18 protein-coding genes are annotated in these 18,457 nt (G+C 66.4%); 8 read left to right on the top strand and 10 right to left on the bottom strand.

The window, feature by feature from the left end:
* Positions 1-49: 49 nt before the first annotated feature.
* From ppdK to P0Y64_10410, 3 genes are read left to right on the top strand one after another with little or no spacing between them, the layout of a single operon-like run.
* Positions 50-2,722, top strand: a complete 2,673-nt coding sequence (gene ppdK, locus P0Y64_10400) for a pyruvate, phosphate dikinase (GenBank protein ID WEK41819.1) — start codon at positions 50-52, stop codon at positions 2,720-2,722.
* 10 nt (positions 2,723-2,732) lie between these two features.
* A complete protein-coding gene (locus P0Y64_10405) occupies positions 2,733-3,302 on the top strand; it encodes a DUF1214 domain-containing protein (GenBank protein ID WEK41820.1) in 570 nt (189 codons plus the stop codon).
* The gene (locus tag P0Y64_10410) at positions 3,299-3,826 is read left to right on the top strand and encodes a DUF1254 domain-containing protein (protein WEK41821.1); all 528 of its coding nucleotides are present in this window, start codon (positions 3,299-3,301) and stop codon (positions 3,824-3,826) included. The genes P0Y64_10405 and P0Y64_10410 overlap by 4 nt, the downstream gene beginning before the upstream one ends.
* A gap of 13 nt (positions 3,827-3,839) precedes the next feature.
* On the opposite strand, the gene P0Y64_10415 is transcribed toward P0Y64_10410, so the two are convergent.
* Positions 3,840-4,448 carry a GNAT family N-acetyltransferase gene (locus P0Y64_10415; protein ID WEK41822.1) on the bottom strand — a complete coding sequence of 203 codons (609 nt, stop codon included), beginning with the start codon at positions 4,446-4,448 and terminating at the stop codon, positions 3,840-3,842.
* A gap of 71 nt (positions 4,449-4,519) precedes the next feature.
* The gene (locus tag P0Y64_10420) at positions 4,520-5,410 is read right to left on the bottom strand and encodes a prephenate dehydratase (protein ID WEK45033.1); all 891 of its coding nucleotides are present in this window, start codon (positions 5,408-5,410) and stop codon (positions 4,520-4,522) included.
* A gap of 140 nt (positions 5,411-5,550) precedes the next feature.
* On the opposite strand from P0Y64_10420, the gene P0Y64_10425 reads away from it, so the two are divergent.
* Entirely contained in the window at positions 5,551-6,204 is a 654-nt protein-coding gene (locus P0Y64_10425; GenBank protein ID WEK41823.1) for a cytochrome c family protein, read from the top strand.
* Positions 6,205-6,340: 136 nt separating this feature from the next.
* On the opposite strand, the gene P0Y64_10430 is transcribed toward P0Y64_10425, so the two are convergent.
* Genes P0Y64_10430 through P0Y64_10440 form a run of 3 tightly spaced genes read right to left on the bottom strand, consistent with a single transcriptional unit; the run spans position 6,341 to position 8,909 of the window.
* Positions 6,341-7,210 carry an LOG family protein gene (locus P0Y64_10430; protein ID WEK41824.1) on the bottom strand — a complete coding sequence of 290 codons (870 nt, stop codon included), beginning with the start codon at positions 7,208-7,210 and terminating at the stop codon, positions 6,341-6,343.
* A gap of 9 nt (positions 7,211-7,219) precedes the next feature.
* A complete protein-coding gene (locus P0Y64_10435) occupies positions 7,220-7,858 on the bottom strand; it encodes an extensin family protein (GenBank protein ID WEK41825.1) in 639 nt (212 codons plus the stop codon).
* 31 nt (positions 7,859-7,889) lie between these two features.
* A complete protein-coding gene (locus P0Y64_10440; GenBank protein WEK41826.1) occupies positions 7,890-8,909 on the bottom strand; it encodes a sterol desaturase family protein in 1,020 nt (339 codons plus the stop codon).
* A 145-nt stretch (positions 8,910-9,054) separates the two neighbouring features.
* On the opposite strand from P0Y64_10440, the gene P0Y64_10445 reads away from it, so the two are divergent.
* The 4 genes from P0Y64_10445 (at position 9,055) to P0Y64_10460 (ending at position 14,508) form a co-directional block, all read left to right on the top strand.
* On the top strand, positions 9,055-10,215 hold the full coding sequence (locus tag P0Y64_10445; protein WEK41827.1) for a phosphoserine transaminase: 1,161 nt from the start codon (positions 9,055-9,057) through the stop codon (positions 10,213-10,215).
* Between the two features lie 98 nt (positions 10,216-10,313).
* A complete protein-coding gene (serA, locus tag P0Y64_10450) occupies positions 10,314-11,891 on the top strand; it encodes a phosphoglycerate dehydrogenase (GenBank protein WEK41828.1) in 1,578 nt (525 codons plus the stop codon).
* A gap of 123 nt (positions 11,892-12,014) precedes the next feature.
* A complete protein-coding gene (locus tag P0Y64_10455) occupies positions 12,015-13,109 on the top strand; it encodes an ATP phosphoribosyltransferase regulatory subunit (protein WEK41829.1) in 1,095 nt (364 codons plus the stop codon).
* A 109-nt stretch (positions 13,110-13,218) separates the two neighbouring features.
* Entirely contained in the window at positions 13,219-14,508 is a 1,290-nt protein-coding gene (locus P0Y64_10460) for an adenylosuccinate synthase (GenBank protein ID WEK41830.1), read from the top strand.
* Between the two features lie 73 nt (positions 14,509-14,581).
* On the opposite strand, the gene P0Y64_10465 is transcribed toward P0Y64_10460, so the two are convergent.
* The 5 genes from P0Y64_10465 to P0Y64_10485 form a co-directional block, all read right to left on the bottom strand.
* Positions 14,582-14,848, bottom strand: coding sequence for a hypothetical protein (locus P0Y64_10465; GenBank protein WEK41831.1), 267 nt, complete (start codon positions 14,846-14,848; stop codon positions 14,582-14,584).
* A 218-nt stretch (positions 14,849-15,066) separates the two neighbouring features.
* Positions 15,067-16,137: a chorismate synthase gene (gene aroC / locus P0Y64_10470; protein WEK41832.1), complete on the bottom strand. Its 1,071-nt coding sequence runs from the start codon at positions 16,135-16,137 to the stop codon at positions 15,067-15,069.
* Positions 16,134-16,658 carry an N-acetyltransferase gene (locus tag P0Y64_10475; protein WEK41833.1) on the bottom strand — a complete coding sequence of 175 codons (525 nt, stop codon included), beginning with the start codon at positions 16,656-16,658 and terminating at the stop codon, positions 16,134-16,136. The genes aroC and P0Y64_10475 overlap by 4 nt, the downstream gene beginning before the upstream one ends.
* 8 nt (positions 16,659-16,666) lie before the next feature.
* Positions 16,667-17,470, bottom strand: coding sequence for an enoyl-ACP reductase FabI (gene fabI / locus P0Y64_10480; GenBank protein ID WEK41834.1), 804 nt, complete (start codon positions 17,468-17,470; stop codon positions 16,667-16,669).
* Entirely contained in the window at positions 17,467-18,435 is a 969-nt protein-coding gene (locus P0Y64_10485; protein ID WEK41835.1) for a YihY/virulence factor BrkB family protein, read from the bottom strand. The genes fabI and P0Y64_10485 overlap by 4 nt, the downstream gene beginning before the upstream one ends.
* Positions 18,436-18,457: the final 22 nt, after the last annotated feature.

Below are 18,457 nucleotides of genomic sequence, written 5' to 3' on the forward strand. Positions count from 1 at the left end.
ACCTATCTATTTCGCGTCCGCAGCGAAAACAGACACTTGGGGATAGAAGATGACGCAATACGTCTATCGGTTCGGTGGTGGTGTTTCCGATGGGGGCAAGGGCGACAAGTTTCTGCTCGGCGGCAAGGGCGCGAATCTGGCCGAAATGGCCTCGATCGGGCTGCCGGTTCCTCCCGGATTCACCATCTCGACCGAGATGTGCACGCGTTATTATGAGGATGGCGAGCAATTCCCCGCCTCGCTGCGTGACGAAGTGGCGCAGGGCATCGCGCATATCGAGGGCGTGACCGGCAAGAAGTTCGGCGATGCCTCCGCTACGGGCGCGGGGCCGCTGCTCGTCTCGGTCCGCTCCGGCGCGCGGGTGTCGATGCCGGGCATGATGGATACGGTCCTCAACCTCGGCCTCAACGACGCGACGGTCGAGGGGCTGGCCAAGGTTTCCGGCGACGAGCGTTTCGCGTGGGACAGCTATCGCCGCTTCATCCAGATGTATTCGGATGTGGTGCTGGAACTGGATCACGGCGCGTTCGAGGAAGCGCTGGAGATCGCCAAGGAAGATCAGGGCTTTACGCTCGATACCGAGATGTCGGCGGCGGACTGGAAGGCGCTGGTTGGCGAATATAAGCGGCTCGTCGAGGCGGAATGGGGCAAGCCCTTCCCGCAGGACGTGCACGATCAGCTGTGGGGCGCGGTCGGCGCGGTGTTCGGATCGTGGCAGGCGGAGCGCGCCAAGGTCTATCGCCGCCTTAACGACATTCCGGGCACCTGGGGCACCGCAGTCAACGTGCAGGCGATGGTGTTCGGCAACATGGGCGATACGTCTGCGACCGGGGTTGCCTTCACGCGCGATCCCTCGACCGGCGAGAACGTCTATTACGGCGAGTTCCTGATCAACGCGCAGGGCGAGGACGTGGTGGCGGGCATCCGCACCCCGCAATATCTGACGCTCGCCGCGCGTGAGGCGGCGGGGGCCAAGGCCGCGTCGATGGAAGAGGCGATGCCGGTGGTCTACGCCGAGCTGGCGGCGGTGTTCGACCGGCTCGAAAACCATTATCGCGACATGCAGGACATCGAATTCACCGTCGAGGCGGGGAAATTGTGGATGCTCCAGACGCGATCGGGCAAGCGCACCGCCAAGGCGGCGCTGAAGATCGCGGTCGAGATGGCCGATGCAGGGCTGATAACGCGCGAGGAGGCGATCGCGCGGGTCGATCCGCAGGCGCTCGATCAGTTGCTTCACCCGACGCTCGATCCCGATGCGGCGCGCGACGTGCTGACCAAGGGCCTGCCCGCATCGCCGGGCGCGGCGAGCGGCGCGGCGGTGTTCGATGCCGACACGGCCGAGCGCTGGGCGGCGGACGGCAAGGCGGTGATCCTCCTGCGCACCGAAACCTCGCCGGAGGATATCCATGGCATGCACGCGGCGAAGGGCATCCTGACCGCGCGCGGCGGGATGACCAGCCATGCGGCGGTGGTAGCGCGCGGCATGGGCCGGCCGTGCGTTTCCGGTGCGGGCGCGCTGTCGATCGACGCCAAGGCGAAGATCGCGCGGGTTGGCTCGCGGGAGGTGCGCGAAGGCGAGACGGTCACCATCGACGGCACGACCGGCGAAGTGATGGCGGGTGAGGTCGCGACGATCCAGCCCGAGCTGATCGGCGATTTCGGCACGCTGATGGAATGGGCCGATGCGGTGCGCCGCCTCAAGGTGCGCGCCAACGCCGAAACCCCGCTCGACTGCCGCACCGCGCGCGAATTCGGCGCGGAGGGCATCGGGCTGTGCCGCACCGAGCATATGTTCTTCGATGCGGCGCGGATCACGGCGGTGCGCCAGATGATCCTCGCGGCCGATGAGGCCGGGCGACGCGTCGCGCTGGAGAAATTGCTGCCGGAACAGCGCAAGGACTTCCTCGAAATCCTTGAAGTCATGGCCGGATTGCCAGTGACGATCCGCCTGCTCGATCCGCCGCTGCACGAATTCCTGCCGCATGAGGAGGCGGAGTTCGCAGAGGTCGCCGCCGCGGCGGGCGTGGATGTGGATACGCTCAAGCGCCGCGCGGCGGAGCTGCATGAGTTCAACCCGATGCTCGGGCATCGTGGTTGCCGGCTCGGCGTTACCTACCCCGAAATCTACGAGATGCAGGCGCGCGCGATCTTCGAGGCGGCGCTGGATGTGGCGGACGAGTCCGGCGAGGCGCCGATCCCGGAAGTGATGATCCCGCTGGTCGCGACCAAGCGCGAGCTGGAACTGATGAAGGCGGTGGTTGATCGCACCGCAGAGGCGGTGTTCGCGGAACGTGGCAAGCGGGTCGACTATCTCGTCGGCACGATGATCGAGCTGCCGCGCGCCGCGCTGCGCGCCGCCGAAATCGCGGAAGCGGCCGAATTCTTCTCGTTCGGCACCAACGATCTGACGCAGACCACGCTGGGCGTGAGTCGAGACGATGCCGCGCGCTTCCTGACCAGCTATGTCGAGAAGGGCATCTACGCCAAGGATCCGTTCGTCAGCCTCGATATCGAGGGTGTGGGCGAGCTGGTGGAGATGGCCGCCGAGCGCGGGCGCTCGACCCGGCCGGGGATCAAGCTCGGCATCTGCGGCGAGCATGGCGGGGATCCGGCATCGATCGCGTTCTGCGAATCGGTGGGGCTGGATTACGTTTCCGCTTCGCCTTACCGTGTGCCGATCGCACGCCTGGCGGCAGCTCAGGCGGCGCTGAAAAAATAGGAGAGCGCTTGTGAAGCCATGGGCCCGCTATCTCGTAACTGCGGTAGTGGGTGTTGTGGCGGGGCTGGGCAGCGCGATCTATACGGTGCGGGCCGGCGCGCTTGGCTCGAATGTGACGATCGGTCCATGGGCGACCGGCAGGGATTTCGGCTCAACGGAGCAGGGCGCGCGGACGCGGGCGGTGGTCGCGCGGCGCGGGCTGCTCGCGCTGCCGGCGCGGGAAGCGCGCTATTACACCGCCTCGGTCGATGATGCCGGGCGCTCGCTCGAGGGGCGGTGCAGCTATCGCGTGACGGGCGGTGCGCTGCCGGGGCGCTGGTGGAGCATGACGCTGTATGACGGCGACGGCTATCTCGCCGGTGACGGGCCATACTCGATCGAAAGTGCGGCGATTCCGGCAGAGAATCAGGGGCGCTGGACCATCCTCGTCTCGCCGGAGCGGCAGGCGGGGAATTGGTTGCTCACCGCCGGGCTCAAGCATTTCGATCTGACCTTGCGCACCTATCTGCCGCCCGATGCGGGCAAGGCCAATCCAGCGCGCGACCAGTTACCCAGCATCCGGCGGGAGGCATGCGCATGATGCGGCGTTGGGCGGGGCCGATCGTGCTGGCGTTGGTGCTGGGGCTGATCACTTATTACGTCACGTTGTCGCGCACCCCGCAGACGCTGATGGCGGCGGCGGTTTCGCGACTGGGCAAGGGGGGGATGAACAGCTTCACCCATGCGCCGCTGGCCACCAGCAAATCGCGCGCGGTGGTGCGGCCGAGCCCGGATCTCGCTTATTCGACCTGCCCGTTCGATTTGTCGAAGGGGCCGCTGGCGGTCGCGGTTGCCGCGGTGCCGGCGAATTACTGGTCGCTATCCGTGTTCCAGGCGAACACCGATGTCGCGTTCATTCGCAACAATATCGAGACGGGCGGCAAGCCGGTCGCGGTGGTCGTCGCGCAGGAGGGACAAGCGGTGCCCGCCGGCGCGGAGGTCGTGCGGGTGAAGGGCGCGCGCGGCGTGGCGCTGATTCGCATTCTGGTTGACGATCCCGCGCGCTTCCCGGCGATCGAAACGGCGCGGCGCGCGGCGACCTGCCGGATAATCGGCGCCGGTTGAGCGACGCGGCGGGTCAGGCGGCCGTGGCGCCCTGATCACGCAGCAATTCCCAGTAACGTGATTGCCGGATGCTGCCGTCCGGGCGCACGCTGTCGCGCACGCCCTTCGCCACGAACCCCGCCGCCTCGATCACGCGGGCGGAGCGATCATTGTCGAGCGCGGCGGTGAGGCCGATCAGGCGGACGCCGAGGCTATGGAACATCCATTGAAAGCTGCGTGCGGCGCCCGCCCGGCCATTGCCCGATTGCTGCCGGTCGACGCGGATCGCGCCGGCCAGTTCGGCGGCCGAGCGTTCGGGCCAGATGGTGAAATAGGAATAACTAATGACCGCGCCGTCATCGTCCAGCGCCACCGCGAGGATCGCTTCGCCGTTCGCCTGCTTGCGGCGCGCATCCTCCACCCATCGGCCGATCGATTCGATCGTGAACGGGCGCGGCAGATCATAGATCGGGTCCGACACGGCGGGATCGCGCAGCAGCGCGAGCAGCCCCGCGACATGCTCCGGTCCGGCGATTGCCCGTTCCGGGCCGAGCGCGGCGAGATCGGGCGCGCGCACCGCGCTGCGGATCGCCTCCGCTTCCTCCGGCGGGACCGACAGGACGGTCATGGGTGGGGCGCTCATCGCGGCGTTTCTCCGGGCGGTGGGGCCGGAAAGGATGATGGGCCGTCGCCGCGATGTCCAGCCGCCCCGGCTCAGCCCCGCTTGCGCGCCTGACGATAGGTGCCGAGCACGCGCACCCATTTGGAATGGAAGCCCAGTTCCTCCATCGCGCGATCGAACGCCGGGTCGCCGGGCCGCCCCGCCACATCGGCGTAGAATTCGGTCGCGGCGAACGTGCCACCGCGCTGATAACTTTCCAGCTTGGTCATGTTGACGCCGTTCGTCGCGAAGCCGCCCATCGCCTTGTAGAGCGCGGCGGGGATGTTCTTCACCTCGAAGATGAAGGTCGTCATCCACGGCCCATCGCCCACCGTCGGTCGGCCCCCGCGCGCCAGCATCACGAAACGCGTGGTGTTGTGATCGGCATCGGCGATATCGTTGACGAGCAGTTTCAGCCCATAGATTTCGGCAGCCGGCGGGGGCGCGAGCGCGGCGGTGCGGGCATCGCCGATCTCCGCCACCATCGCGGCGGCGCCGGCGGTATCGGGATAGGCGAGCGGCTGCATGTCATGCGCCTTCAGCCAGTGCCGGCACTGGCCGAGCGCCTGCGGGTGGCTCATCGCCTCGCGCACTTCATCGCGTGTGCCGATGCCCATCAGCGCGTAGCGGATCGGCAGGAAATGCTCGCCGGTGATCACCAGCCCCGATTCGGGCAGCAGGAAGTGAATGTCCGCCACGCGGCCGTGGAGCGAATTTTCGATCGGGATGATCGCCTGCGCCGCGCGCCCTTCCTTCACCGCGTCGATCGCGTCCTCGAACGAAAAGCACGGCAGCGGCAGGCCGTCCGGGAAGGCTTCGAGCGCGGCGACATGGCTGTTCGCGCCCGGCGCGCCCTGAAACGCGACCGCGCGCTCCGGATCGGCGGCTGCGGCTGCGGTCATCGCGGCGACGATCGGGCGGGCGGGGGCGGCAAAATTCTCCATCTTGGGCACGGCCGTTAGCGGGAGAACCCCATTCAGGGAAGCGGAGAGGGTGTGTCGCGCGATCACTGCAACCGCCGCTTGCGGAGGCATCCCGGCTTTTCTATGGGGTTCGAGATAAATTTCAGGGGCGGTTTCACGATATGGACGATCGGAACAACACCATTGCGGGGTGGGTGCTAGCGGCATGTGGCGCAGCCTTGGGGTTGTCGATCGCCGGCGGAATGATTTTTCACTCCGGTCACGTCGAGAAATTTGGCTATCCGGTCGAGGCAGCTGAAGAAGGTGGCGCGGGCGGTGCGGAGGCCGCGGTGCCGATCGCGTCGCTGCTGCCGAAGGCCGATGCGGCCAAGGGCGCGGAAGTATTCAAGAAGTGCGCCGCGTGCCACACGATCAATCAGGGCGGCGCCAATGGCATCGGCCCGAATCTCTACGCAACGCTGGGTGACGAGATCGCGCATGGCAAGGCGGGCTTCGCTTTCTCCGACGCGCTGAAGGGCGTCAGCGGCAAGTGGGATTTCGACAAGATGAATGCGTGGCTGACCAGCCCGCGCAAGTTCGCCAATGGCACGAAGATGACCTTCGCCGGCCTGTCGAACGCGCAGGATCGCGCCGACATCATCCTGTATCTCAATCAGCAGGGATCGAACCTCCCGTTGCCGGCCGCTCCGGCCGCAGCAGCAGAGGCCGCGCCCGCTGGTGCCGCGCCGGCGAATGCTGCCGCGCCGGCGGAAGCCGCGGCAGGCGCACCCGCCAATGCTGCCGCGCCGGCCGCCGAATCGGCCGCGAAGAAGTAAACGCCTGGCAAGCGGCGCGACGCTTTCGTTCGCGCCGCGCGATGGCCGGATACGAAACGCGCCGGGAGGGAAGCCCTCTCCGGCGCGTTTGTGTATCTGGATGGATCGGGCGACCTTCAGCCGCCGCGACAGCGGCTCAGGCTGGCGGATTGTCCTGATAGAAGCGCTGGACGACCGCCCAACCCTCGGCAGCGGTCTCGACATAGGTGAAGATCTCAAGATCGCGCTCGGATACGACGCCTTCCTCGACCAGCGCGTCGAAATTCACCACGCGTTCCCAGAAATCCCGGCCGAACAGCAGCACGGGGATCGGCGCGATCTTGCCGGTCTGGATCAGCGTCAGCAGTTCGAACAGCTCGTCGAACGTGCCGAAGCCGCCGGGGAACGCCGCCAGCGCACGCGCATGGAGCAGGAAATGCATCTTCCTGAGCGCGAAATAGTGGAACTGCATGCTGAGCGCAGGCGTGACATAGGGGTTCGGCGCCTGCTCATGCGGCAACACGATGTTGAGCCCGATCGAATCGGCGTGAACGTCCGTGGCGCCGCGGTTCGCGGCCTCCATGATCGACGGGCCGCCGCCGGAGCAGACGACGAAGTGGCGCTTGCCTTGCTCGTCGCGCGGGAAATTGCTCGCGAGGCGCGCCAGTTCGCGCGCCATCTCGTAATAATGTGATTTGGCGACCAGCCGTTCCGCGATGCGGCGGCTTTTATCGTCGGTTGCCGCTTCGAGCAGCGCCTGCGCCTTTTCCGGCTCCGGAATGCGCGCCGAACCGTAGAAGACGAAGGTGGAGCCGATATGCGCTTCGTCGATCAGCAATTGCGGCTTCAACAGCTCAAGCTGGAAGCGCACCGGCCGCAGATCTTCGCGCAGCAGGAAGTCCAGATCCTGAAAGGCCAGACGATAGGCTGGATTTTCGGTCTGTGGGGTGGAGATGCCGGTCTTGGCGGTTTCCGCATCCTGCTTGGCGCGGGGAAAGACTCGGCTGGGTACGCGTGTTTCAGTCATCGAAAATTGTTAGCGACAAAAATTGGCGCGGTCATCCTCCAGATGCAGGTGATCGCGATGCGCGGCGTTGTAATCGGGTGACAATACCGTGCCGAACCGCTTGCACGCCGATTGATGCACCACGCGCAGGAATTGCCGCACATTCTGATCGGGCGAGTTCCAGTCATTGAGCACGGTGATGCGTCGCCCGTCTTTCAGAACGAACGCCCCGACGTCGATCGCGTTGGCGATCGAATGGCCCGATCGCCGGGCGGTGCCGGCGACGTTGCGACACGAATAGCTGCCCATGCTGTCGATTCGCGCCAGCTCGCTGCCGAGGATCTGGTAAGCCGCCGGGCCCACCGCGTTGCGCGCCCAGCCGGCATAGGTCCGCGCCTCGCCGCACCGCACCGCGCCGAGATTGGTGGTCGGCACCCCCACATCGAGCAGCTTGACCGTGCCGACGATCGCGCAACCGGGGCCGAACTGGCGATCGGGCAACGGCTGATAGTCGACGCCGAGCATGCGCAGATCGGCGAGGCATTGCGCGGTTTCGCGCTCCGAGGGGCCGGCGACCGGCGCACCTGGACGGGGAGGGGCCGAAGGACGTTCAACGCTTCCGCAGGCGGCGAGTGCGAAGGCGAGAAGCAGGGCGGATGGAATGCGCATCCGCCGACCATGGGGCGGTGCGGCGCGTCTGTCAGCCGTTAGCTGCCCCGGCCGATCGCCGGCGGCGCTCGCTTCGGCGCAGGAGCGGCGCCGCCAATCCGGCGCCGGCGGCGATGAACGGCTGGATCAGCAGCGCGCGCAGGCCGTGCGGCGCGGGCTCGTCATCGTCCACGCCGAAGCGGATCGGTGGACGCGTCGCGCCGGGCGCGCTGAACGTGCCCGCCAGCCGGTCGAACACCGCCAACACATTGCCGAGGTTGCGATTATAATGTTCCGGCGCGCACGAGTGATGGATCTGATGATGCGCCGGGCCGAGCAGCCAGCGCCCCCAGCGCGGGCCGAAGCCGATCCACAAATGGCTGTGCTGAAGGTGGGAAATGGTGACCGACGCGATCATCAGCAGCGCGTTGCTGCCGTATAGCGCGATCGGGGTGGCGGGCGGCCCCAGTATCAGCATCAGCCCGGCCTGCGTTGTGCCCAGCGTCACCGCGACGATGTTGAGGAACACTATCGTATCGACCGGGTGAACCCGCCCGTTGGTAAGCAGCGACAGGCTTTCTGCCTGATGATGAACCTTGTGAAAATGCCAGAAGAAGGCGACCCGATGCTTCAGCCAGTGATCGAGCCAATAGGCGAATTCAAAGGCGACGAACATGATGACGGTCGCGATCACCGCCGCCGCCCACCATGGCAGCCGCGCGGTGCCCGGGCCGCCCGCTAGCGCCAGCAGCGTCGCGCGCACCTGATCGGCCGAAACGAGCGCCCAGCCGACCGCCAGCCCGGCGAGCAGCACGCCGCCAAAGAAATAGCCCGCATCGGCGCGGCCCGACGCGGTGCCGAACTGGCGACGCGGCACGACGAGTCGCACCATCACCTTCAGCGGCACTCCGCGGCGATGGCCGCGCGGCACGGCCACGAGAATGAATACGAGCAGCGACAGCATGAGTGCGGCAATCGACAGGCTGGAACCGGGGGAAAGAAATGTCCCGCCGAGCTGCCGCCCCGCCGATTTGATCGCTAACCACAGTATATTGCTGATGTTTTCATGCATCGTCGCGGAGTTTAGCGGCGCCAATACTAGCGTTCGGTAAATGCGCGGGCGGAATAATCGATTGACGCACTGCGCAAAATCCTTAGGGCGGCCAGCGGGCCACGCGGTCCCAACGCCGCGCGTGCTCTCTGTGAGGAGAGTTAAATTGACTGATACGACGCTCGTTACCGGCGCCACCATTGCGCCTGCCAAGCCCGCCACCAAGCCGGCTCGCCCCCATTTTTCATCCGGTCCCTGCGCCAAGCCTCCGGGCTGGGATGCCTCGAAGCTCGCCACCGACGTGCTCGGTCGCTCGCATCGCTCGAAGCTCGGCAAGCAGCGGCTGCAATATTGCATCGATCTGATGCGCGAGCTGCTCCGCCTGCCGGATACGCATCGCATCGGCATCGTGCCCGGTTCGGATACCGGCGCGTTCGAAATGGCGATGTGGACGATGCTGGGCGCCCGCCCGGTGACGACGCTCGCTTGGGAAAGCTTCGGTGAAGGTTGGGTCACCGATGCGGCCAAGCAGCTCAAGCTCGATCCGACAGTCATTCGCGCCGATTACGGCCAGCTTCCCGATCTCAATCAGGTCGATTTCACCAACGACGTGCTGTTCACCTGGAACGGCACTACCAGCGGCGTGCGCGTGCCGAACGGCGACTGGATCGCCGCCGACCGCGAGGGGCTGACCTTCGCCGACGCGACCTCGGCGGTGTTCGCTTACGATCTGCCGTGGGACAAGATCGATGTCGCCACCTTCTCCTGGCAGAAGGTGCTGGGCGGCGAGGGCGGCCATGGTGTGCTGATCCTGGGGCCCCGCGCGGTTGAGCGGCTCGAAACCTACACCCCCGCGTGGCCGCTGCCCAAGGTGTTCCGCCTCGTTTCCAAGGGCAAGCTCGCAGAGGGCGTGTTCAAGGGCGAGACGATCAACACCCCGTCGATGTTGGCGGTGGAAGATGCGATCTTCGCGCTGGAATGGGCGAAGTCGGTCGGCGGCGCGGATGGGCTGATCGCGCGTTCGGACGCCAATGCCGCGGCGCTCGACAAGATCGTCGCGGAGCGTGAATGGCTCGGCCATCTCGCGCCCGACGCCGCCTCGCGCTCGAAGACCAGCGTGTGCCTGACGGTGGAGGGTGCCGACGAGGCGCTGATCAAATCGATGGCGGGCCTTCTGGAAAAGGAAGGCGCGGCATTCGACGTAGCCGGTTATCGCGATGCCCCGGCGGGCTTGCGTATCTGGTGCGGCGCGACGGTCGACACCGCCGATGTCGTGGCGCTCGGGCCGTGGCTCGATTGGGCCTATGCGACGGCGAAGGCCGCGTAACCATCCGTGTTTCCCCCGGCCGCGTGGGCCGGGGCCTTTCCCATCAGGTGCCCGGAAGGCACGAGATTTCGGCTTTTGCCGGAACGACGAGGTGAACCATGCCTAAAGTTCTCATCAGCGACAAAATGGACCCCAAGGCCGCGCAGATCTTTCGCGAGCGCGGCGTGGAAGTGGACGAGATCACCGGCAAGACGCCGGAAGAGTTGAAGGCGATCATCGGCCAATATGACGGCCTCGCGATCCGTTCTTCGACCCGGGTGACCAAGGAAATCCTCGACGCCGCGACCAACCTGAAGGTCGTCGGCCGCGCCGGGATCGGTGTCGATAACGTGGAAATCCCCGCCGCCAGCGCCAAGGGCGTGGTGGTGATGAACACCCCGTTCGGCAATTCGATCACTACCGCCGAACACGCCATCGCGCTGATGTTCGCGCTCGCCCGCCAATTGCCGGAGGCCGATGTCTCCACGCAGGCCGGCAAGTGGGAGAAGAACCGCTTCATGGGTGTCGAGCTGACCAGCAAGACGCTCGGCCTGATCGGCGCGGGCAATATCGGCTCGATCGTCGCCGATCGCGCGCACGGGCTGAAGATGAAGGTCGTCGCCTACGATCCGTTCCTGACGCCGGAGCGCGCGGTGGAAATGGGCGTGGAAAAGGTGACGCTGGACGAGCTGCTCGCCCGGGCGGACTTCATCACGCTGCACACGCCGCTGACCGATCAGACGCGCAACATCCTGTCGGCCGAAAATCTCGCCAAGACCAAGAAGGGCGTGCGCATCATCAATTGCGCGCGTGGCGGCCTGATCGATGAGGCGGCGCTGAAGGCTGGGCTCGATTCGGGGCATATCGGCGGCGCGGCGCTCGACGTGTTCGTCACCGAGCCGGCCAAGGAAAGCCCGCTGTTCGGCACGCCGAACTTCATCTCCACACCGCATCTCGGCGCGTCGACCACCGAAGCGCAGGTGAATGTCGCGATCCAGGTCGCGGAGCAGATGGCGGATTATCTCGTCACCGGCGGCGTAACCAACGCGCTCAACATGCCGAGCCTGTCGGCGGAGGAAGCCCCCAAGCTCAAGCCGTATATGGCGCTGGCGGAGAAGCTCGGCAGTCTCGTCGGGCAGCTTTCGCACGGCGCGATCCCGCGCATCTCGATCCATGCAGAAGGCGCGGCGGCGGAGCTGAACCCCAAGCCGCTCGTCTCTGCGGTGCTGGCGGGCTTCCTGCGGACGCAGACCGACACGGTGAACATGGTCAACGCGCCGTTCCTTGCCCGCGAGCGCGGGATCGAGGTGCGCGAGATCCGCACCGAACGCGAGGGCGATTACCACACGCTGCTGCGCGTTTCGGTGAAGACCGAGACGGGCGAGCGTTCGGTCGTCGGTACGCTGTTCGGTGATGCCGCGCCGCGTCTGGTTGAGCTGTTCGGCATTAAGGTCGAGGCGGATCTGGTTGGCCACATGCTCTATGTCGTCAACGAGGACGCGCCGGGCTTCATCGGGCGCATCGGCACGTTGCTGGGCGAAGCCGGGGTCAATATCGGCACCTTCCACCTCGGCCGTCGTCAGGCGGGCGGAGAAGCGGTGCTGCTGCTCTCGGTCGATGACGAAGTGAGCGCCGATCTGCTCGCGCAGATCAAGAAGCTGCCGGGCGTGAAGACCGCGATGGGCCTGGCGTTCTGAGCGTGATCGCGGGGAGGGGGCCATTGCCCTCTCCCCGCTGGACCGCGCGGGATTTCATCCGCGCAGGTTGACGACGACAGCCATAACGACGAAGCGCGCGGTGCAGATCAGGACAGGGTTTCGATGACCGCATTGCTCCCCGAAGGTTTCCGCGACACGTTGCCGCCATTCGCCGATGCGGCGGCGGCGGTGGAGGCGCGCGCGCTCGCGGCGGCGGCGAGCCATGGATATGAGCGCGCCGATCCGCCGCTCGCGGAGTTCGCCGACGGGCTTGGCTCACGGCTCAAGGATGGCGGCCTGCGTAACGCGGTGCGCTTCGTCGATCCGGTATCGCAACGCACGCTGGCGATCCGGCCGGATCTTACCGCACAGATCGCGCGGATCGCGGCGACGCGCATGGCGCATCACCCGCGCCCGGTGCGGCTGAGCTATGCCGGCCCGGTGCTTAAGCTGCGCGGCGATGCGCTGAACCCGGCGCGCGAGGTGCGGCAGATCGGTTGCGAGCTGATCGGGCTCGATTCGGTCGCGGCGGCGCGCGAGGTGGTGACGGTCGCGGTCGATGCGCTGGAGGCGGCCGGGGCGACCGGCATCTCGATCGATTTCACGCTCCCCGATCTGGTCGACACGATGGCGGCCGCGCTGCCGGTCGAGGATGTCGATGCGTTGCGTGAGCGGCTCGACGCCAAGGACGCGGGCGGGGTCGCGGCGCTGGCCCCGGACTATCTCCCGCTGATCGCGGCGGCCGGGCCGTTCCCTGACGCGCTGGAGCGGCTGCGCGCGTTCGATAAGGGCGGCATCCTCGCCTCGCGGATCGACGGGCTTGGCGAGATCGTCGCCTCGCTGGGAACGCGCGTGCAGCTGACGCTCGATCCGACCGAGCGGCACGGTTTCGAATATCAGAGCTGGCTTGGCTTCTCGCTGTTCGTGCATGGTGCGGCGCGTGAAGTGGGTCGCGGCGGCACCTATCGCGTCATGCGCGAGGACGGCACGGAGGAGGCCGCTACCGGCTTCTCCCTCTTTGCCGATGCGCTGGTGGGAAGCACGATGCCCGAGCGCCGCCGACTGTTCCTGCCTTACGCCACCCCCGCGTCAACGGGCGTAGCAATGCGCGCCGCCGGCTGGGTGACGGTCGCCGCGCTGGAGGAAGGCGACACGCCCGAGGCGCAGCTCTGCACGCACATCCTCAATGGTGGCGAGGCAAAGCCGCTCGCCGGTTGACGCCCACCGCGCGCCCGGCTACCCGGCCGGCGAATAATTCGGAACGTCCGCACGCCGAGTCCTGTCGAAGGGCGCGCGGATAAGACCCGGCAGGGGGAGTTCTGTATTCATGGCGAACGTAGCGGTTATCGGTGCCCAGTGGGGCGACGAGGGCAAAGGCAAGATCGTCGATTGGCTCGCCGAGCGCGCCGACATGGTGGTGCGCTTTCAGGGCGGCCATAACGCGGGCCACACGCTCGTCGTCGGCGACATGACCTATAAGCTGTCGCTGCTCCCCTCCGGCATCGTGCGCGGTACGCCGTCCGTCATCGGCAATGGTGTGGTGCTCGATCCCTGGGCGCTGCGCGACGAGATCGCGCGGCTTGGCGAACAGGGTGTGCAGGCCACGCCGGAAACGTTGCGCATCGCCGACAATTGCGCGCTGATCCTGCCGTTCCACCGCGATCTCGATGCGCTGCGCGAGGATGCCAGCGGCGCGGGCAAGATCGGCACCACGCGGCGCGGCATCGGCCCGGCTTACGAGGACAAGGTTGGCCGCCGCGCGATTCGCGTGTGCGATCTTGCGCATCTCGACGATCTCGGGCCGCAGCTCGATCGCCTCACCGCGCATCATGACGCGCTGCGTGCCGGCTTCGGCGAGCCGCCGATCGACCGCGAGCGGCTGCTGGGTGAATTGCGCGAGATCGCCGGTTTCGTGCTGCCCTTTGCCAAGCCGGTGTGGCGCGATCTGAATGAGGCGCGCGCGGCCGGGCAGCGCATCCTGTTCGAAGGCGCACAGGGCGTGCTGCTCGATGTGGATCACGGCACCTATCCTTTCGTCACCTCGTCAAACACGATCGCCGGACAGGCGGCCGGTGGCTCGGGCATCGGGCCGAGTGGCGTCGGCTTCGTGCTGGGGATCGCCAAGGCGTACACCACGCGCGTCGGTTCCGGCCCGTTCCCGACCGAACTGGATGATGAGACGGGCGAGCGGCTCGGTACGCGTGGGCGCGAGTTCGGCACGGTCACCGGGCGCAAGCGGCGCTGTGGCTGGTTCGATGCGGTGCTGGTGCGGCAGTCGGCGGCGGTGAGCGGCATCACCGGGATCGCGCTGACCAAGCTCGACGTGCTCGACGGGTTCGATGAAGTGCGGATCTGCACCGGCTATCGCCTGCGCGGCGAGACGCTGGACTATTTCCCGTCGCACGCCGCCGATCAGGCGGAGGTCGAGCCGGTCTATGAAACGATGGAGGGGTGGTCGGAATCGACCGCCGGGGCGCGGAGTTGGGCCGATCTGCCCGCGCAGGCGATCAAATATATCCGCCGCGTCGAGGAACTGATCCGCTGCCCCGTCGCGCTGGTATCGACCAGCCCGGAACGCGAGGACACGATCCTGGTGCGCGATCCGTTCGCGGATTAACCTGAGCGCGTAAGACAAAGGGGCCGGCGAACCCAAGTCCGCCGGCCCCTCCGGGAGAAACCTCCGCTGTCGATCAGATGCGCGGCGGCGTGGTCTGATCAGGGGCGGGGGCCGGCGCCGGGGCCGAGGTGTCGGCCGGCGGCATCGTCGAGGGATCGGATGCGGGCGGCGGGGTCGTGGTGCCCGTCGGCGCCCCAGCCGGATTGTTCATCATATCGTGATGCTTCTTGCCCTTTTTCTCCTTGGCGGAGGTGGTGGGCTGATCGCCGGGGGCCATCTGTGCGGAAGCCACGGCCGGGAGGACAAGGGCGCCAGCGGCGATGATGTGAATGATCTTCATAAATCTTCTCCTGGTGTTCCCCTGTTGTCAGGGCAATATAGGGAGAAAATTCATGATGTGCGGTCAGCTGAACTTGGTCGCGCCACGATTCAGCCCAACAAATATACGCTGAAATATTGCTAAAAAGATGAAGCGTGGCTCATCGTAGATGAGGTGATTATTAACCGTTGTTCAGGTTGTCGATTCGCAATTATTGATTGTGGGATACTGGATCAAATTCATCCACATTGCGCGCGATGCAATAACGCCTGATCGGCGAGCACCAGCGCGACCATTGCCTCTACCACCGGCACGCCGCGAATGCCGACGCAAGGGTCGTGGCGCCCCTTGGTGGCAATCTCGCTCGCCTCGCCCGCGCGGGTGATCGTCTCCACCGGGGTCAGAATCGAGCTGGTCGGCTTGAACGCGACGCGCAGCCGGACCGGCTGGCCGGTGGCGATCCCGCCCGCGATCCCGCCGGCGTGGTTGGCGAGGAACAGCGGCCGGCCATCGGGGCCGGGACGCATCGCATCGGCATTTTCCTCACCCGATAGCGCGGCCGCCGCGAAGCCGTCGCCGATCTCGATCGCCTTCACCGCGTTGATCGACATGCAGGCGGAAGCCAGTTCGCTATCGAGCTTGGCATAAAGCGGGGCGCCCCAGCCGGCGGGCACGCCGGTCGCTTCGCACGCCACGATCGCGCCGAGCGAACTGCCGCTCTTGCGTGCCGCATCAACCTTTGCCTCCCAGCGCAGCGCGGCGGCGGCATCGGGGCAGAAGAAGGCATTGCGATCAATCTCTGCATCGTCGAACGCGTGCCCGTCGATCGCGTCGCCGCCGATCGCTTCCACCCATGCGCGGACGCGGACCTGTGGCACGACGAGCCGCGCCACCGCGCCCGCGGCGACCCGCGCGGCCGTTTCGCGCGCGGAGGAACGCCCGCCGCCGCGATAATCGCGGAAACCGTATTTCGCATCATAAGCGTAATCGGCGTGGCCGGGGCGATAGGCCTGCGCTACCTCCGAATAGTCCTTCGATCGCTGGTCGACATTTTCGATCATCAGGCTGATCGGCGTGCCGGTGGTCTTCCCCTCGAACACGCCGGAGAGGATGCGCACCGCATCCGGCTCGCGCCGCTGCGTGGTGAAGCGCGACTGGCCGGGGCGGCGCTTGTCGAGCCATGGCTGGATGTCCGCCTCGGTGAGCGCGATTCCCGGTGGGCACCCGTCGACCACCGCGCCCAATGCGGGCCCGTGGCTTTCACCCCATGTGGTGAACCGAAATACGCGGCCGAAGGTGTTGAAGCTCATTCCGATCCCGATCGCGCGAAAGCCGGCGCGTGGCGCGCCTCCTCGCGCACCCCGCATGGCAGCAGGCCGCCTTGCAACGGCAGCGCCATGAAATAGTCGCCGGCATAAGGTGACGCAAAATTCCGCGCCACCGCCGCGTCGTAACCGAAGCGACCATAATATTCCGGCTCGCCCAGCACGAAGCTCAGCACCACGCCCTCCGCCTCCAGCCGATCGTGGCCGGCGCGAACGAGCGCCTCCGCGACGCCCTGTCGCCGCCATGCCTGCCCGACCGCGAGCGGCGCCAGCGCCACCGAAGGAACCGCCTTGCCGCCCACGGCCACATCCATCCGGCTGAACGCGATCATTCCCGCCAGCGCGTCCTGATCCTCGTCATGCGCGACGAGCGTGAGCACCATATCGCCCTCGACGCACAGATCGCGCACCAACGTGGCCTCGTCGGGCGCGGGAAAGCTTCCGCGCAACAGTGCGTCGATCGCGGCGACATCTTCGGCGCGGGCAGGGCGGACGGTGATGGTCATGCGACGCGTCAGGCCAGAGCGATGTCCGGCGCGTCCTCGGCCTTCATGCCGATCACGTTATAGCCGGCATCGACATGGTGAATCTCGCCGGTCACGCCGCTCGCGAGATCGGAGAGCATGTAGAGGCCCGCGCCGCCGACATCCTCGATCGTCACGGTGCGGCGCATCGGGGAATTCAGCTCGTTCCATTTCAGGATATAGTTGAAATCACCGATCCCGCGCGCGGCGAGCGTCTGGATCGGGCCGGCGGAAATGGCGTTGACGCGGATATTCTCCGGCCCGAGATCTACCGCGAGATATTTCACGCTGGTTTCCAGCGCGGCCTTGGCCACGCCCATCACGTTGTAATGCGGGATGACCTTTTCCGCGCCATAATAGGTCAGCGTCAGGATCGATCCGCCCTCCGGCATCATCGCCCGCGCGCGTTTTGCAACCGCGACGAGCGAATAGGCCGAGATGTTCATCGTCATCAGGAAATTGTCGAGCGTGGTGTCGTAATAACGTCCGCGCAGCTGCGACTTGTCCGAAAAGCCGATCGCGTGGACGACGAAATCGATCGTCGGCCAATCCTGCGCCAGCGCGGCGAAGGTGGCGTCCAGCGCATCCATGTCGCCCACGTCGCAATCGAACAGGCGCGCGATGCCCAGCTCTTCGGCCAGCGGGCGCACGCGTTTCGCCATCGCCTCGCCCTGATAGCTGAACGCCAGTTCGGCGCCCGCTTCGCTCAGCTTCTTCGCAATACCCCATGCGAGGGACTTGTCATTCGCAAGCCCCATGATCAGCCCGCGTTTACCTGCCATCAATCCGGTCACGGTCCCGCCTTTTCCTTTTGTTCGGTTTGGGCTTCCTCTAGCGCCGTTTCTGGCGGTTCCGCCAGTGCCGCGTTCAGATGTGCGCCGAATACCAGCCCAAGCCCGATCAGATAGAAGAACAACAGGGTGACCACCACACCCGCGAGGCTGCCGTACGTCAGGCTGTACCCGCCGAGCTGCGCGAGGACGAGCGGCAGCCCGGCCGTCATCCCGATCCACCAGACGGTGGTGAACAGCGCGCCCGGCCATTTGCGGCTGCTCGTGTAGCGGTATTTGGACGGGGTGACGAAATAGAACAGCATGAACAGCGCGCCGAACATCACCACGCCGGGGATCGCGCGGCTGACCCCGATCCAGGTGGCGGCATCCTGTGCCCAGGGGATCAGGCGATAGATGAATTGCTCGGCGGCGGTGAGCAGGCCCTGCACCAGAAACGAGATCAGCGCGAGGATGACCGAGATGACGATCCCGAACGACAACCCCAGCCGCGCGCGCCAGATCGGCTGCGTGCTCTTGGTGCCATAGGCCTGACGGAAAATCTCACGGATCGTCTCGACGAAGCTGCCGACCGTCCACAGCCCCACCAGCGCGCCCAGCCACAGCAGCGATCCGGTGCGCGCGGTCAGCACGTCATGGATCGGGGTGCGCAGGATATCGGATACGTTGGCGGGCAGGACATGGAGGAACGAGGTGACCGCCATCTGAATGCGGTCATTCTCATCGAGCAGGGACAATATCGCCGCCGCGACGATGAAGAACGGAAACACCGCCATCAGCGCGAGATAGGCAAGGTTGCCGGCGTGCATGAAGCCGACGGTATAAACCCCGGTCCCGGCGCGCTTCAGCACTTCGAACACGACGCCGCCGGGCGACAATTGAGCGAGCTGATGGTCGAACCGCGCGCGCGTGGTGCCGCTGCGTTGCGCGCGATCTTCCGGCGTCAGCGCGTTCGCGGCATCGTTCAAACCCTGCTCCCTTTTATCGCTC

Source organism: Candidatus Sphingomonas colombiensis (assembly GCA_029202845.1).
Lineage (GTDB): Bacteria > Pseudomonadota > Alphaproteobacteria > Sphingomonadales > Sphingomonadaceae > Sphingomonas > Sphingomonas colombiensis.

Excerpts from the sequence above, each read along its gene's own strand:
- ppdK (WEK41819.1), top strand. The coding sequence starts at position 50 with ATGACGCAATACGTCTATCGGTTCGGTGGTGGTGTTTCCGATGGGGGC.
- P0Y64_10410 (WEK41821.1), top strand. The coding sequence starts at position 3,299 with ATGATGCGGCGTTGGGCGGGGCCGATCGTGCTGGCGTTGGTGCTGGGG.
- P0Y64_10415 (WEK41822.1), bottom strand. The coding sequence starts at position 4,448 with ATGAGCGCCCCACCCATGACCGTCCTGTCGGTCCCGCCGGAGGAAGCG.
- P0Y64_10420 (WEK45033.1), bottom strand. The coding sequence starts at position 5,410 with ATGGAGAATTTTGCCGCCCCCGCCCGCCCGATCGTCGCCGCGATGACC.
- P0Y64_10425 (WEK41823.1), top strand. The coding sequence starts at position 5,551 with ATGGACGATCGGAACAACACCATTGCGGGGTGGGTGCTAGCGGCATGT.
- P0Y64_10430 (WEK41824.1), bottom strand. The coding sequence starts at position 7,210 with ATGACTGAAACACGCGTACCCAGCCGAGTCTTTCCCCGCGCCAAGCAG.
- P0Y64_10435 (WEK41825.1), bottom strand. The coding sequence starts at position 7,858 with ATGCGCATTCCATCCGCCCTGCTTCTCGCCTTCGCACTCGCCGCCTGC.
- P0Y64_10440 (WEK41826.1), bottom strand. The coding sequence starts at position 8,909 with ATGCATGAAAACATCAGCAATATACTGTGGTTAGCGATCAAATCGGCG.
- serA (WEK41828.1), top strand. The coding sequence starts at position 10,314 with ATGCCTAAAGTTCTCATCAGCGACAAAATGGACCCCAAGGCCGCGCAG.
- P0Y64_10455 (WEK41829.1), top strand. The coding sequence starts at position 12,015 with ATGACCGCATTGCTCCCCGAAGGTTTCCGCGACACGTTGCCGCCATTC.
- P0Y64_10460 (WEK41830.1), top strand. The coding sequence starts at position 13,219 with ATGGCGAACGTAGCGGTTATCGGTGCCCAGTGGGGCGACGAGGGCAAA.
- P0Y64_10465 (WEK41831.1), bottom strand. The coding sequence starts at position 14,848 with ATGAAGATCATTCACATCATCGCCGCTGGCGCCCTTGTCCTCCCGGCC.
- aroC (WEK41832.1), bottom strand. The coding sequence starts at position 16,137 with ATGAGCTTCAACACCTTCGGCCGCGTATTTCGGTTCACCACATGGGGT.
- P0Y64_10475 (WEK41833.1), bottom strand. The coding sequence starts at position 16,658 with ATGACCATCACCGTCCGCCCTGCCCGCGCCGAAGATGTCGCCGCGATC.